Annotated in this window: 15 protein-coding genes and 1 pseudogene; all 16 read left to right on the top strand. The window is 45.6% G+C overall.

The genetic code is table 11. The annotated features are described in order from the left end of the window. Positions 1 to 2 precede the first annotated feature (2 nt). A complete protein-coding gene (locus NQ095_RS07030) occupies positions 3 to 482 on the top strand; it encodes a RidA family protein (RefSeq protein WP_258262761.1) in 480 nt (159 codons plus the stop codon). After that, entirely contained in the window at positions 479 to 1939 is a 1461-nt protein-coding gene (locus NQ095_RS07025; protein WP_258262760.1) for an aldehyde dehydrogenase, read from the top strand. The genes NQ095_RS07030 and NQ095_RS07025 overlap by 4 nt, the downstream gene beginning before the upstream one ends. Before the next feature lie 56 nt (positions 1940 to 1995). Continuing rightward, positions 1996 to 2775, top strand: a complete 780-nt coding sequence (locus NQ095_RS07020; protein WP_258262759.1) for a 2-keto-4-pentenoate hydratase — start codon at positions 1996 to 1998, stop codon at positions 2773 to 2775. 13 nt (positions 2776 to 2788) lie between these two features. Continuing rightward, complete coding sequence (locus tag NQ095_RS07015; RefSeq protein ID WP_258262758.1) at positions 2789 to 3679, top strand: acetaldehyde dehydrogenase (acetylating); 891 nt, start codon at positions 2789 to 2791, stop codon at positions 3677 to 3679. A gap of 10 nt (positions 3680 to 3689) precedes the next feature. After that, positions 3690 to 4718 (top strand): 4-hydroxy-2-oxovalerate aldolase, encoded by a 1029-nt coding sequence (dmpG, locus tag NQ095_RS07010; protein WP_258262757.1) that lies wholly within the window; start codon positions 3690 to 3692, stop codon positions 4716 to 4718. Between the two features lie 3 nt (positions 4719 to 4721). Further along, positions 4722 to 5519 carry a 2-keto-4-pentenoate hydratase gene (locus tag NQ095_RS07005; RefSeq protein WP_258262756.1) on the top strand — a complete coding sequence of 266 codons (798 nt, stop codon included), beginning with the start codon at positions 4722 to 4724 and terminating at the stop codon, positions 5517 to 5519. Between the two features lie 183 nt (positions 5520 to 5702). Beyond that, positions 5703 to 6722, top strand: coding sequence for a TRAP transporter substrate-binding protein (locus NQ095_RS07000; RefSeq protein WP_258262755.1), 1020 nt, complete (start codon positions 5703 to 5705; stop codon positions 6720 to 6722). 18 nt (positions 6723 to 6740) lie between these two features. Then, positions 6741 to 7271: a TRAP transporter small permease gene (locus tag NQ095_RS06995; protein ID WP_258262754.1), complete on the top strand. Its 531-nt coding sequence runs from the start codon at positions 6741 to 6743 to the stop codon at positions 7269 to 7271. Next, complete coding sequence (locus NQ095_RS06990; protein ID WP_258262753.1) at positions 7268 to 8548, top strand: TRAP transporter large permease; 1281 nt, start codon at positions 7268 to 7270, stop codon at positions 8546 to 8548. Before NQ095_RS06995 ends, NQ095_RS06990 begins: the two co-directional genes overlap by 4 nt. Before the next feature lie 58 nt (positions 8549 to 8606). Then, on the top strand, positions 8607 to 8792 hold the full coding sequence (locus tag NQ095_RS06985; protein WP_258262751.1) for a tautomerase family protein: 186 nt from the start codon (positions 8607 to 8609) through the stop codon (positions 8790 to 8792). A gap of 19 nt (positions 8793 to 8811) precedes the next feature. Next, complete coding sequence (locus NQ095_RS06980) at positions 8812 to 8964, top strand: hypothetical protein (RefSeq protein ID WP_258262750.1); 153 nt, start codon at positions 8812 to 8814, stop codon at positions 8962 to 8964. Continuing rightward, positions 8940 to 9113: pseudogene (locus NQ095_RS06975) on the top strand (DUF819 family protein); the annotation flags it as partial. The gene NQ095_RS06980 and the pseudogene NQ095_RS06975, both read left to right, overlap by 25 nt. Positions 9114 to 9259: 146 nt before the next feature. After that, positions 9260 to 9991, top strand: coding sequence for an Ltp family lipoprotein (locus NQ095_RS06970; protein ID WP_258262749.1), 732 nt, complete (start codon positions 9260 to 9262; stop codon positions 9989 to 9991). A 366-nt stretch (positions 9992 to 10357) separates the two neighbouring features. After that, positions 10358 to 12145, top strand: coding sequence for a sensor histidine kinase (locus NQ095_RS06965; protein ID WP_258262748.1), 1788 nt, complete (start codon positions 10358 to 10360; stop codon positions 12143 to 12145). After that, positions 12120 to 13712 (top strand): response regulator transcription factor, encoded by a 1593-nt coding sequence (locus NQ095_RS06960; protein ID WP_258262747.1) that lies wholly within the window; start codon positions 12120 to 12122, stop codon positions 13710 to 13712. The genes NQ095_RS06965 and NQ095_RS06960 overlap by 26 nt, the downstream gene beginning before the upstream one ends. Continuing rightward, on the top strand, positions 13709 to 15046 hold the full coding sequence (locus NQ095_RS06955; protein ID WP_258262746.1) for an ABC transporter substrate-binding protein: 1338 nt from the start codon (positions 13709 to 13711) through the stop codon (positions 15044 to 15046). The genes NQ095_RS06960 and NQ095_RS06955 overlap by 4 nt, the downstream gene beginning before the upstream one ends. The last annotated feature ends 125 nt before the right edge of the window (positions 15047 to 15171 follow it).

Below are 15171 nucleotides of genomic sequence, written 5' to 3'. Positions count from 1 at the left end.
TGATGAAACAGGTACAGCTGACACCTGAAGGACGCTTGAAGGAACTTGGCCTGACCTTGCCGGCTCCACGCCCTGCAGCAGGGAACTATGTAAGCTGTGTAAGGACCGGCAATCTGATTTTCACATCCGGCCAGGGGACGAATGAATACCGGGGCCGACTTGGGGAGGATGTTTCGGTTGAAATCGGCTATGATGCAGCGAAACAATGCATGCTGAACCTTTTGACCGTTCTAAAGCAGGAACTGGGTGAGTTAAGCAAAGTGAAGCGGGTGGTAAAAGTGCTTGGTTTCGTGAACAGCACCCCTGACTTTACTGATCAGCCGAAGGTCTTGAATGGTGCCTCGGATCTGCTCGTGCAGGTGTTTGGGGAGTTCGGGAAGCATGGCCGTTCTGCTGTAGGCATGGCGCAGCTGCCCCTCAACAATGCCGTCGAGGTTGAAATGATTGTTGAAGTCGAGGATGAGGAGGGTGTTTTAGGATGAAACTGACTCAACCACAAAAAGTAAAAGATGCCAAACTCTTTATTGATGGTGAATACCGTGATGCGATGTCTTGTGAAACATTTGATACGATTGATCCTTCGACCAATAGAAAGCTCGCTTCGGTTGCTAAAGCTGGTGTTGAGGATGCTAAACACGCGATTGATGCAGCACAAAAGACGTTCGAAAGCGGTGTTTGGAGCAAGATGCCGGTTGCTGAAAGGTCAAAGATATTGTGCAGAATGTCTGATCTGGTCATGGAAAAGGTGGATGAATTGGCACTGGTAGAAACCCTCGATGTCGGGAAGCCGATTAAGGAGAGCCGGGGATTTGATATTCCCCGGGCAGCTGCGAATTTGCGCTTCTTTGCTGAAATGGCTAACTACATAAACCATGAGCATTATGACCAGGCAGGATACATGTCTTATTCAAAATATGCTCCCGCTGGTGTGACAAGCCTGATCATTCCATGGAATCTCCCATTCATGCAAATGACATGGAAGGCATCGGCGGCAATGGCCGCAGGGAATACAGTTGTAGTAAAGCCAGCTTCTTATACTCCATTAAGCGCAGTGATGCTCGGGGAGATTGCCAATGAGGCAGGGCTGCCGCCAGGGGTGCTGAATATTATCACGGGTCCTGGAGGGACAGTCGGAACAGAATTGACTAGAAATCCATCCGTAAGACGAATTTCATTTGTCGGTGATAGCACGACTGGCCGCACGGTGATGCAGAATGCCGCGTCTCAGCTGATTCCGGTTTCTCTGGAGCTAGGCGGAAAGTCCGCGAATATCGTGTTTGAAGATGCTGATTTGGACGAAGCGGTTGCCGGGTCGATTGAAGCCATTTTCAGAAATCAGGGTGAGATTTGTCTGGCAGGATCACGTCTGCTTGTCCAGGAAAGCATTTACGATCAATTTTTGGAGAAGTTCGTGGAAGCAGCACGTGCCATCAAAGTCGGTAATCCACTTGATGAGGATACAGATATGGGTGCTCTTGTTTCAAAGGGACATATCGAGACAGTTGATGGATATGTGCAAATCGGTCTGCAAGAAGGTGCGAAGCTGGCAACTGGCGGTAAGACTATTAACTCCCTTGGAGAAGGCAATTTCTATGAACCTACTGTTCTGTATGATGTAGACAATAAAATGCGTGTCGCCCAGGAAGAGATCTTCGGCCCTGTACTGACGGTCATTCCTTTTAAAACGGAAGAAGATGCAGTAAAAATGGCCAATGATTCCATGTACGGTCTGGCGGGCGTCGTGTGGACAAATGATCTGCGCCGTGCCCATCGTGTAGCAGCTAATGTAAATACTGGCCTGCTGTGGATCAACTGCTGGTATTACCGCGACTTGCGCACACCGTTTGGCGGATCGAAAGCGAGCGGCATAGGACGTGAAGGCGGCAGGCACAGCTTCGAGTTTTATACCGAAGCAAAGACGATCACCATGAAGCTATAGAAGGAAGCGCATAGCATGATAGAAAATATTAAATGGTAGCAAAGGAGGATGAATCCATGAATGCGTCGATCGAAAACATTGCTCATACGCTTTTAGAGGCGGAAAAAAGCAAAGAAGCGGTTTCACCGTTAACTTCACAATTTACGAATCTTAATGTAACGGACGCCTACCAAATTCAGCTGGAGGTCATAAAGAGAAAGCTTAAAGGAGGCCGCACGGTCATCGGCAAAAAAGTTGGTCTGACGAGTGTGGCGATGCAAAGAATGCTTGGAGTGGATGAGCCTGATTATGGTCATTTGCTGGATGATATGAAAGTAGAAAATGGCGGAACAGTAAAGATGTCCAACTTCCTCAGTCCTAAAATCGAGGCGGAAATCGGCTTTGTATTAAGCGAAGACTTAGAAGGTCCGAATGTTACGTTTCTGGATGTGTTGATGGCAACGGATTACGTGGTACCGACCCTTGAGATTATCGACAGCCGGATTGCTGATTGGAAAATCGGTCTTGTTGATACGGTTGCGGATAATGGATCATCAGCGATGGTTGTGGTTGGAGAGCAAATGACAGACATCAACGGAATCGACCTTCGCAGTGTTGGGATGACTTTATCCAAGAACGGTGAAATGATTGCGACAGGCTCAGGTGCTGCTGCTCTTGGCCATCCGGCACATGCGATTGCCTGGCTGGCAAATAAGCTTCATGAATTCGGCATTACCCTTAAGGCTGGAGAACTGATTTTGCCGGGGGCACTTTCTGCGGCGATTACAGTAGCTGAAGGAGATACAGTTACAGCTCAATTCGGTCCGGTCGGATCTGTGTCAGTCACTTTTGAATAGAGGAGTGGAAGAATTGGCGAAAATCAAAGCAGCGATCATTGGTTCTGGAAATATCGGAACAGATCTAATGTATAAACTTGAACGGAGTAAAGTCATCGATCTCCAGGCGATGATTGGGATCGACCCCGAGTCAGATGGCTTGAAGCGAGCGAAGGAACGGGGCTATCTTGCCTTCGATAATGGCATCCAGGCATTAAAGGATCATCCTGAAATCGCAGACATCGTGTTTGATGCTACATCTGCAAAGACCCATGTAAGACATGCTAAGGTACTCGATGAATTGGGGAAGCTTGCCATTGATCTGACTCCGGCAGCTAGAGGCCCCTTCGTCTCACCAGCCGTCAAAAATGAACATTACCTGGATGAAAAGAACGTCAATATGATTACTTGTGGAGGTCAGGCGACGATTCCGATTGTCCATGCGATCAACTCGGTCGCAGATGTAAGTTATGCGGAGATTGTAGCAACGATTTCGTCCAAGAGTGCAGGGCCGGGCACGCGTGCAAACATTGATGAATTCACGATTACAACCCGCCGGGGAATTGAAGTAGTGGGGGGTGCCGACAAGGGGAAGGCCCTGATTATTCTCAATCCCGCAGAGCCCCCGATTTTGATGCGTGACACCATTTATTGTGAAGTGAAAAATATGGATGAAGGTGCGATTACAAAATCGATTGAGCGTATGGTCGAAACGGTGAAGCAATATGTTCCTGGATATCGCCTCAAACAGGATCCCTTATTTGATGGAAACAATGTGACGGTTTTCATTGAGGTTGAAGGTGCGGGAGACTATTTCCCGGTGTATGCAGGAAACCTTGATATTATGACGGCTGCGGCGACCCGGGTTGCTGAGGATTTTGCGATCCATATACTTGAAAATCAGAGTGTCAAATCGAAAGGCTAGGTGAATTTTTTTGAATCGCAAAAGTGATAAGCCTATCAAGATTACGGAAGTTTGCCTGCGTGACGGGAGCCATGTCATGCAGCATCAGTATACAAAAGAACAGGTGCGACGTGTCACCCGAGAACTTGATGATGCAGGAATGCATTACATTGAAGTGAGCCATGGCGATGGAATAGGAGGCTCTACGCTGCAGTATGGAAAGTCCCTCGTTGATGAGATGGAACTGATCGAAGCAGCTGTCGATGAATGTAAAAACTCAAAGGTCGCTGTTCTTCTTATACCTGGAATCGGTACAGTACATGAGCTAAAGCAGGCACATCAGCTAGGGGCGGGTCTGGTCCGGGTAGCCACACATGTGACAGAAGCTGACGTTTCTGCCCAGCATATCAATATGGCGCGTGAGCTGGGAATGGAGACACTTGGATTTCTGATGATGGCCCATATGGCTCCGACTGAAAAATTGGTCGAGCAGGCGAAACTGATGGAAAGCTATGGAGCTCAGGCAGTATATGTGACTGATTCTGCAGGAGCCCTTTTGCCCCATGAAGTAAAAGAGAGAATCGCAGCACTAAGAGATACATTGTCTATTGAAGTAGGTTTCCATGCTCATAATAATCTCTCATTGGCTGTTTCAAATACGCTGGCTGCTATTGAAGAAGGTGCCACGAGAATCGATGGAAGTGTCAGGTGTCTGGGTGCCGGTGCGGGGAACGCTCAAACAGAAGTTTTATTGTCCGTATTGGACCGGATGGGTATGGACGTAGGGATCGATATTTATAAAATGATGGATTTGGCTGAAAATACGGTTGGGCCAATGATTCCAAGGCCTCAGGAAATTAACAGAGGCAGCCTGGTTTTGGGATATGCCGGGGTGTATTCCAGCTTCCTGCTGCATGCTGAACGGGCCGGCCAGAGATTTGGTATTGATTCAAGAGATATTTTAATAGAGTTAGGCAAAAGGAAAGTTGTGGGCGGCCAGGAGGATATGATCCTTGATGTTGCTGCCGAATTGGCAAAAGCACGAAAGCTGGAGGTGTAAAGGATGGCGATTACAAAGGGAGTCGACCTGGAAATCGTAGAATACTTATATTCCGCAGAAAAAGAATGTCGTGAAGTGGTGAAAGTAACCGACCGTTATCCGGAATTGAGTTTTGATGATGCTTATTTAATCCAAGAGAAATTAATCGAGAGACGCGAGAAGGAAGGTGCTAGGAAAATCGGGTTGAAACTGGGTTTGACGAGCAAGGCAAAACAACAAATGATGGGTGTCCATGAAGCCATTTATGGATACTTGACCGATGACATGCTCGCATTGGAGTGGGAACCCCTCGATTTTACCGATTTTATCCACCCGAAAGCAGAGCCAGAGATTGCGTTTTTGATCGAAGAGGATTTGGAAGGGACAAATGTTACGGCTGAGGATGTACTGAGAGTGACTAAATTTGTAGCTCCGGCAATTGAAATTATCGACAGCCGCTATTTAAACTTTAAGTTCACTCTGGCTGATGTCATCGCAGATAACTGTTCTTCCTCAAAATTCCTCATCGGCAGCAAGTGGATGTCTCCAAAGGATCTGGACTTGGGGCAGCTCGGAATGGTGATGTCGAAAAACGGAGAGGTTTTCCAAACCGGGTCGAGTGCAGCGGTACTGGGGCATCCGGCAGCTTCGGTTGCATGGGCAGTCAACAAGCTTGGTGAAGTTGGTAAGGGAATTAAAAAGGGAGACGTCATACTGAGTGGGGCCGTTTCCGAAGCGATCAGCTTCGAACCCAATGATACGATCTTGGTCCAATTCGCAGAGCTTGGCAGTGTCACATTTTCTTGCAAATCCAGCACTTAGTTCCTGTGACTAAGTTTCTGCCTATATATTTTAGAATATTCAAAATATATAGATGAATTTCTTTTTCTATGTTAAGTACTTTACACATTGAGTAGGAGAAAGTGACTATAATCACAGGTAGAGACAGCTTTGAGAAATTTATTGGAAGCGTTTTCAAAATTGGAGATAAAAGGGGTGCAAGAAATGATGGGTTTAAGGAAACTAGGGCTGACATTCGTTACTTTTTTACTGGTACTGACGGCTGCTGCCTGCGGCAATGACAACGATGCAAAGCCTGCATCTGGATCTGAATCTGGTGAGAAGTATACATTCAAGCTGGCACACATTACCCCGACAGATCATATGTGGCATAAGGCTGCAGAGAAATTCAAAGAAGAATTGGATAATCGTTCCGATGGAAGAATGAAACTTGAAATTTATCCAGCGAGCCAGCTTGGTACAGAAGCAGATATGGTACAGCAAATTTCTTCAGGTTCTGTAGACTTCGGATTCATAACTGCTGCCTATATGAGCTCTCGTGCTCCTGCATTTACGGCATGGTTCGCTCCATATGCTTTTAAAGATTTGGAAGCTGCAAATGCTGCGCGTGATTCAGAAGTCGCGAAGAAGATTCTTGGAACACTGGATGACCAAGGACTAAAAGGTTTGGATTACCTTTTTGCAGGGAACCGGGTCATGCTGTTCAAGGATAAGGAAGTCAAGAAGCCTGAAGACTTGAAGGGTCTTTCCTTCCGTGTAACACCAAGCCCGCCGCTTCAGGATTTTTACAAATCAATGGGAGCTTCGCCTGAATCATTACCTTTGCCCGAAGTATACGCTGCCATCCAGACTGGTGTCATCGATGGGATGGATATGGACCTGGACGCTACAATCACCAATAAATACTATGAAGTTGCCAAGTATGGGGCGGTGACGAATCACATGGTATGGCCGGCAGTTGCCATGATGAACAAAGAAGAATATGAAAAAATGTCTGATAGTGATAAAAAGATTATTGATGAATCCATTAAGGCTGCTGCAGAGTATGCAGTAAAAACCCGTTCCGGACAAGAAGAGGAATTCAAAAAGACTCTTAGTGATGCAGGGATGAAAATATATGAAATTGACCAAACGTTATTCGATCCTTATATCAAGCAATTCGATGAAAAGTATGGACCAACTGATCCACTGATTCAGGAATTCATCGATACATTCCGCGAATAACCTAATGGAGGGAAATGCGTGAAATACATCAGCAATATGGTAGCCAGTTTCGAAAAGAAACTGGCTATTATCCTAATGTTTGCAATGGCTGTCATTGTCGCGGCTGCAGTGGTTTTTAGATATGTGTTCAATGAACCTCTATTCTGGGCAGGGGAAGTTTCGGTTTTTCTTCTAATCTACATAACGTTCATAGGAGGGAGCCTTGGTCTTAAGTATAAGACACAGGCATCCATGACGCTCATCACGGATTATCTTCCTGCGAAGGTAAATAAATGGGTGGCGATTTCAGCACATATTTTTATGCTCTTGTTCATGGCCATTCTATTATTCTATTGTTTTTCATGGATTACTTCACCTACCGTCGCAATCCAAAAATCGAGCGCAATATTGGTGCCTATGGTGATTCCATATGCGATTCTGCCGGTCGGTCTGCTATTTGCTTCGATCCATTTACTAAGCAATATGCTTGAGATTATAAAGGATCAACGTATTGAAAGTGAAATGGTCCATAATCTCCAAGCAGCCGCAAAGGAGAGTGAAAAAGAATGATGTTGCTTGTCATCTTGGCTTTTGTCGTATTTTTATTAATGGGAATTCCTATCGCCTTGGTGCTGGGGATGACGACAGTTGTCTATTTTTTACTAACAGGTAATACAATGCTGCTAGAATCAACACCACAAAGGCTGTATTCAGGCATGGAGAATTTCGGATTGCTTGCGATCCCTTTGTTCATGCTTACCGGTGAGTTGATGAATAGCGGAGGAATCACGAACAAGCTCGTTGTCTTTGCAAGGGTGCTTGTCGGACATGTTAGGGGAGGACTCGCCTATGTTACAGTCATTGCGAATATGTTCCTAGCTTCGATCCTGGGTTCTGCAAATGCCCAGGCAGCGATGATGAGTAAGGTCATGGTCCCCGAAATGGAGAAAGAAGGGTACACCCGTGAATTCTCTTCTGCATTGACGCTTGCATCCTCAATTGTTGCGCCGATTATTCCACCAAGCATGATTTTTATCATTTATGGAACCTTGTCGGGTACGTCCATTGGCGGGCTATTTATGGCAGGGATCATTCCAGGAACGATTTTCGGAATCGGTTTTATTGGATTGATAGCCTATTTAGGTTATAAACATAATTTTCCTCGTAGTGAAAGAGCAAGTTTGGAGCTTATTTGGAATTCCTTTGTAAAAGTGTTGCCGGCTATTTTGGTTCCCTTTGTCATCATTGCCGGGATCCTGAGCGGGGCCTTTACTGCAACCGAGTCTGCTGCGGTAGCGAGTGTCATTGCTTTTGTGGTGGGGATGTTTTTTTACAGAGAATTGAAGTGGAAAAGCTTGCCGAAGATATTGATTAACACTGTAATTGGAACAGCTACGGTGACATTCTTGATCGCAATGGCGAACTTGTTTGGCTGGCTGATAGCGTTTGAACAGATTCCGCAAATGATTGCCAATTCAATGTTGTCCATCTCTGATAATCCGTTTGTATTTCTGCTGTTGGTCAATATCTTCTTGTTAATCATCGGCACATTGTTGGATGGCATTGCTGCGCTGATTATCCTGGTGCCGGTATTTATGCCGCTGGTGAGCGGGTTTCAAATCGACCCGATTCATTTCGGTGTGATCATATGTATTAACCTGACGATTGGTCTCCTGACACCACCGGTTGGAACAGGATTATTCATCGTATCCTCAATAGCCGAAGTAAGGTTTGAAAGCTTAATCAAAGCGGTTATGCCAATGCTCCTATTAGGTATTGGAATGCTATTGATCGTTACTTACTGGAAACAGACCACATTGTTCATTCCAAGATTATTAGGATTCTAACAGCTGAGGGTAGTGCCTGTGTCACCACCTGAATTTTTACCAAAGAGGTGATGGTTCGATGCCAATTATTCAAGTACAGGTACTTGAAGGGCGGAGTGATGAGCAGATAAAGGATTTAGTGGCAGGAATCACTAAAACTGCTGTTGAAACACTTGGAGTGAAACCTGAACAGGTCCGGGTGATTGTGCAGCCAATCCCTCATAAGTATTGGGTTGTTGGGGGTGTTACGAAGGAGAACGGTTGAGCCAGGGGGGGCAGGTACGTTGGTTCGAATGGGCCAAGGAACCTGTCCCCTTGGTTTCTTACTATCCGGATTCGAAGAAGGGGCCGGAAGTGGAAGTGAAGATTGCGAAGAACCGGAATGGTCCGGTGGGGACGGTTCTGTTGCTCCTTTTTGCTTGAAGAAATCCTTCTAGCCAATAATGCCAATGTCGGAGGGCCGACAACGGCTGCTGCGATTGCCATTTCGAAAGGATGGAAGGATTTGATATGGCCGATCCTTATGGTGGGGACGTTGGGGTATATTATTGGGAATTATATTGGAACGACAGAGAAAATTTTCTGAAGTAAAAGTAAAACACAGCATTCGATCCCGAATGCTGTGTTTTTTTGACGCCACCAAGTTACCTGTCCCCTTGGTTCCCTGCATGTTTAATAAGTAAGGAAAATATACTACTTATGTAAGCTTACTATATGAAGGGGGTACAGCTAGTGGGGGAATCGCCAAAAAAGAAAAAACCGTTCTATAAAAAGTGGTGGGTCTGGGTCATTGCGATTCTGATTGTTGCAACAGCTGTTGGTGGAAATGATACTGAGACGGGTGATACGAAGGTAAAGGAAGTCAAGTCAGAAACTACCCAACCCGTGGCGGTTGAGCCAAAAGCGTCAGAAGAGAAAAAAGAGGAACCAAAAAAAGAGGAGCCTAAAACAGAACAGCCCAAATCAGAGGAACCCAAAAAAGAAGAAGCAAAAGTGGAAGATGACGTCCCTGCAGAACATACCTCCGCTTTGACAAAAGCGAAAACATACGCTGAGATCATGAATATGTCCAAGGCAGCGATTCATAACCAATTAGTTTCAGAGTTTGGTGAAAAGTTTTCCGAGGAAGCGGCTACGTATGCCATGGGAAAGCTTGAATATGATTGGAAGGACAACGCTTTGAAAAAGGCGGAATCTTACTCTGATACGATGTACATGTCAAAGCAAGGCATCTATGATCAGCTTGTTTCAGAGAACGGCGAACAATTCACTGCGGAAGAAGCCCACTATGCGATTGATACAATGAAAGCCGATTTTAAAAAGAACGCTTTGGAAAAAGCAAAAAGTTATCAAGATTCCATGGCCATGTCACCAGAAGCGATAAGGGACCAACTCGTTTCTGATTACGGCGAACAGTTCACTCAAGAGGAAGCGGATTACGCTATTCAACATTTGCAGGAATAAAATCTTATACATGAATGGGTGTCTGATCCTCAATATAGAAAAATGTTAACGTTTAAAGGGCAGAAACTCTTTTTAAAAAAAGAGAAACATACAATTACATGAGGAAAAAGACCGTCATTGAGACATTCACGACGGTCTTTTTCCTTTTGTACTTCCATAGTTTAAGGATGCTGATGGAAGCAGTAGAACCGTCCCAATGCTTCTGGTGAGGGTAAGGTGTTAGGTGGTTGAAATGGAAGCAGGAGAACCGTCCCTCTGCTTATTTTTCTCCCTTTTTACCCCACCCATTCTATGGTAAATTTAGTAGAATAGTAGTTTCACTTTTCAAACAATAGAATCCTATTCTGCATTAACCATGGAGGCCATATGTTTTTCTCACTTCGCAACCGATTGTTTATGATCTTCACCTTGCTGCTGACTTTTCCTTTTCTCGTTCTGTCGATTCTGATTCCCAACTGGTTTACGTCCATTATGGAGGAACGTACGACGAGTTCGACGATTGAAATGATGGAGCAGTATTCCCTGTATATTGATTCGATCACGTCGCAGGCAGAGGATTTAGGAAAGCAGGTACTGGTGAACCCTACGACTCAGGAATGGATCAAGTCCGAGGAGGATGAAAGGAAGGCAACGGATGCTGAACGTCTTTTAATGAAGAACCAGTTAAAGGCGGAGTTATCTTCGATGATGATCAACAATTCCAAGTCGATGTCCGTATCCGTTTACCTGAACGATGGAACCGGGACAGCCGGGAATCTTCCTCCTCTGGAGAAAACCATTTGGTTCGATGAATTCTATAAAGACGATCAACGCTGGCTTCGATCTCATAATGATCTGATGGCGGATCAGGTGAACAGTTACCTTCTGCCACTCTTTGATATCAATACTCTTGATTTATCCGGGGTGATCAAGGTGAATTTTCCATCGTCCCTTCTTGAGAATGCCTTAAGCAAGATCAAGCTGGGTGAGAACGGGAGAGTCTATCTCCTGGACAGCCTCGGTAGAAATGTGCTGACGGGCAGCGTCGATACACCGGAGAATGTAGTAAAGGAAAGCTTAAAGACTATCAAGACAGAGACGAACAGCTCGGGATTAATAGAGGTCCCTTTCGAGAAAGAAGAGTATATGATTTTCTATCAGAAGGCAAAGGTAGGGGAATGGGTACTGGTCAGTGAAATTACCAAGTCCGAACTGTTCTCTCAGATTAATGAGCTTCAGAGGAATCTCCTTTTGACGAGTGGATGGATTTTCTTATTGACGATCATGGCGTCTTATCTTTTTTCTTCTACTATCGTAAAGCCTTTGGGGAAATTGACCGGTGCCATGAAACTTGTTGAAAAGGGAGAATTTAAGAAAGCGAAGCAATTGATTCCTTCCATTAAGACAGCAAATGATGAGATCGGCTATGTGGTGGATGTGTTCGGCCAGACGACCAACCGCCTCGACACCCTGATCGAAACGGAATATGAAGCCAATATCCGTAGACGGGACGCGGAATACAAGGCGCTGCTCCTGCAAATCAATCCCCATTTCTTCAATAATACTCTGGAAACCATCGGTGGTCTCGCAGCTCAAGGGAAGAACAAAGAGGTGATCGATGTCACAATCCATTTAGGGAGGATCATGGGATATTCCCTCAATACGGAATCGGACATGGTGACCCTCGGAGAAGAAATGACCTATATACGGAGGTTTATGGAAATTCTGAAGCTGCGCTATGAAGATTCTCTCTCCGTTTCTATTGAGGAAGATCCTGAAGCCTCTACGCTTCCGATCATCAAGTTTATCATCCAGCCACTCGTGGAGAATTCTGTGAAATATAGCTTCATAGAGAAAACCGAGGCCGTTCTTCGCATTTCGACGAAGAAAGTGGATGACTGGGTGGAGATTATGATTGAGGATAATGGAATCGGGATCCCTGAGTCTATTGTGGAAGAATTGGAGCGTGACCTGGGTCGTCATGAATCCAGTCAAGTACTCGAAAGCAAAGGACGAAGCATCGGGCTTAAAAATGTCCTGGGACGTTTGAAGTTGTATTATGGAGAACATTTCACCTATCACATTACATCCAAAGAGAATCTGGGCACAACCATTGTCTTACGCATAAAAAATGGAGAGGGGGATCTTCATGCTGAAAGTGATTCTGGTCGATGATGAGATTCAAATCCGAAGAGGGTTGAAGTGGAAAGTGGATTGGGATGAAGAAGGCTTCGTTATTGCCGGTGAAGCCTCGAATGGTAAGGAAGCGTTACAGGTCATTGAAGAGGTGATACCGGATCTTGTCCTGACCGATGTCAGGATGCCGGTCTTGGACGGGATGCAGCTTGTGAAAGCGTTATCGGGTAAGTATCCGGAGATCAAGGTGATCGTCCTGTCGGGTTACGCGGATTTCGAGTATGTCCGTTCTTCTTTGGTCGAAGGAGTAAAGGATTATCTGCTTAAGCCGGTCGATCCCGAGGAATTGACGGCTGCCCTCAGGAAAAGCAGGGGCGAGATTGAGGAGGAGAAGCAGAGAAGGATGGAAACGGATAGAATGAACAAATTCCACGCCGAGGAAATGAGGGAGCAGTACTTGCTTCATTTGGTGAAGGATGAATGGGCAGAGAAGAATATTTCCGGGGAGAGACTGAGTCAGCTTAAGCTTGATGTGCTAGTGGGTGAGGATACGGTCGTCCAGTTCATCACCGTAGAGATTCGAAGTAGTGACTCCGAACAAGTGAGGGATTTGTTTCTGCCGTTCAAGATGTTGTGCAGAGAATTATCTTATAAGCATGAAGGAATCATGTCCTTCTATGACACGAGTTACCCGAATATGATTCACTTTCTATGTCATCATCACTCGGGGGGAGATCAAGTCCCTCACTTTGTTCAGGAGCTGCAAAAGAATGTCAGAGCCTATCTCAATCTTGAAACGGTCATCGGACTGGGGAAAGTGGTCAGGGGTTTGTCACAATTAAAGAACGGATATATTTCGGCCCTTCTTTCCTGGAGCCAAAGTTCAGCTGATGTTATGTCCCAGCTCATCGACGGGACATCGAGTAAACAGACCGCAGAGTTCACTGAGGATGCAGAGTGGAAGCTGTCCAACAGTATGGAGCAGGGGGATTTCGAGAGCTTCAAAAAACATCTTCTGATAACTCTTGCTGAATGCGACCGGCAATCAGTGATGTCGTATTCTTTTGCAGCAAGCCGGGTGCTCTTCATGCTTGGATCAATGGCAAGAAAATATGATCTATATACCGATGATTTGAAGAAGAAGATGTGGAATTGTCAACTGGGGATATGGGAACTGACTTCCCGTGACCGGGTTAAAGGAGAACTGCTGGACCTCGCAAGAATGATTGCGGAAAAGGTGAGTGAAACCCGCCATTCCTCTAATGGCATTGCCATTGTGGAGAATGTAAGGCGGTATATGGACAGGCATTACACCAATGAAATTTCACTTTCCTCCCTTGCTGATCAATTCCATATCAACTCTGCCTATTTATCGGAGATGTTCAAAGAACTGATAGGACAGAATTTTAGTGATTATCTCGTCAACCTACGAATGGAAAAAGCCCGTTCCCTGTTGATGGATGAGCAGTTAAAGGTCATCGAGATTGCCCATCTTGTCGGCTATTCCAATTCAGGGTATTTCAGTACGGTGTTCAAGAAGCGATTTGGACTAAAACCACTTGATTACCGGAAATCCATGACTGTGGATAAGGGGGAGGCGCGATGAAGTATAAATTAACCATCATCTATGTTCTGGCGGCGATACTAATGTTGACAGCAGGGATCTACAGCATCTTCACTTTCACCTCCTTCAAGGAAAGCAACAGGGATAAGGCGGGTGATATGCCGGATAAACAAGCCGAGATCCACCTGACATTCTGGAGAAACAAAGGGACGGAGCTTGAGAATCAGGCGTATGAAGAGCTGGTTGCGGACTTTAATAGGGAGCATCCCACGATCGAAGTGGAGATGGTCCCTATCCCTTATGGGGATTATGAGTTGAAGCTTAGAACCGAGATGGCAGCAGGTGATCCACCTGATATTTTGACGATCGATACGCCGACTCTTGCTCTTTATGCAAGTGCGGGTGGTTTGCTGTCTTTGGATGATTATATGAGACAAGATGGTCATATTGAGGATCTCGCAACCCCTACATTGAAAGGAATCACATACGAGGATGAAATCTATTTATCCCCCATTGCAGAGTCGAGTGTCGCCCTTTTTTATAATATTCATTTGTTTGAAAAAGCAGGGGTACCCCTCCCTTCCAAAAATACACATGACCCGTTGACTTGGGATGAGGTCCTCGAGGCAGCTAAGAAAATCTCTGCTTTAGCACCTGACATCACGGGGGTCGACCCGGGCCAGGGATTTCCGGATGGGGAGTCGCCATCCTACTTCAAGATGCCTATCCTTTGGCAATTTGGAGGGGATGTACTGGATCCGGGCAATCAGACAGCGAGTGGTTATTTGAACTCCCCAGCTTCATTAAGAGCATTACAGTTTTATCAGGATCTCTATCAGAAACACCGGGTAGCCAAGGTCGAACTCCCTGAGGAGGCATTGGAGACCGATAAGCTCGGTATGACGGTCCTCGGTTCCTGGATGGTAGAGAGTCTCAGTATGATGAACCCTGATTTCCGGCTGGGTGAGGATTTCGGGATTACCGCCCTGCCGAAAGGGAGCGAACAGGCGGTTCCAAACGGAGGGTGGTCCCTCGGAATTTCATCTGAAACTGACTATCCCGATGAGGCATGGGAGTTTATCCGATATGTCACCAGCTTTGAAGGTGCAAAGAAGTATGTGGAGATCACCGGAGATGTTCCGGCTCGTTATTCTGTTGCGGAAGCCTTTCCCGAGTTCAATGAGTATCCGAAGAATATTTTCGTGGAACAGGCACAAAAGTACTCAAGGAATCGACCGATCACCCCAGCTTATCCTGTCGTGAGTGAAGCAGTCAAAACGTTATTTGAAGATGTGGGAATCGGAGGGAAGGATGTCAAAACATCGGCAGAAGAAGCGGTCAAAAAGATCAATGAAGAACTGAATGATTTGGAATAGAAACCTTTGGCAGCCGCCAGAGGTTTTTTTTTGTGCGGTGAACTTCCAAAAAATTTAAACTGTTTCATCCGAAAATAGTAAACGTTTTCATTCTGGGATTCTAGTAAAGTGAACTCAATAGACAT

This window comes from Rossellomorea sp. SC111 (genome assembly GCF_024733565.1).
GTDB lineage: Bacteria > Bacillota > Bacilli > Bacillales > Bacillaceae_B > Rossellomorea.
Note: the sequence above shows the minus strand (reverse complement) of the source record. Positions and strands in the feature narration are given on the sequence as shown.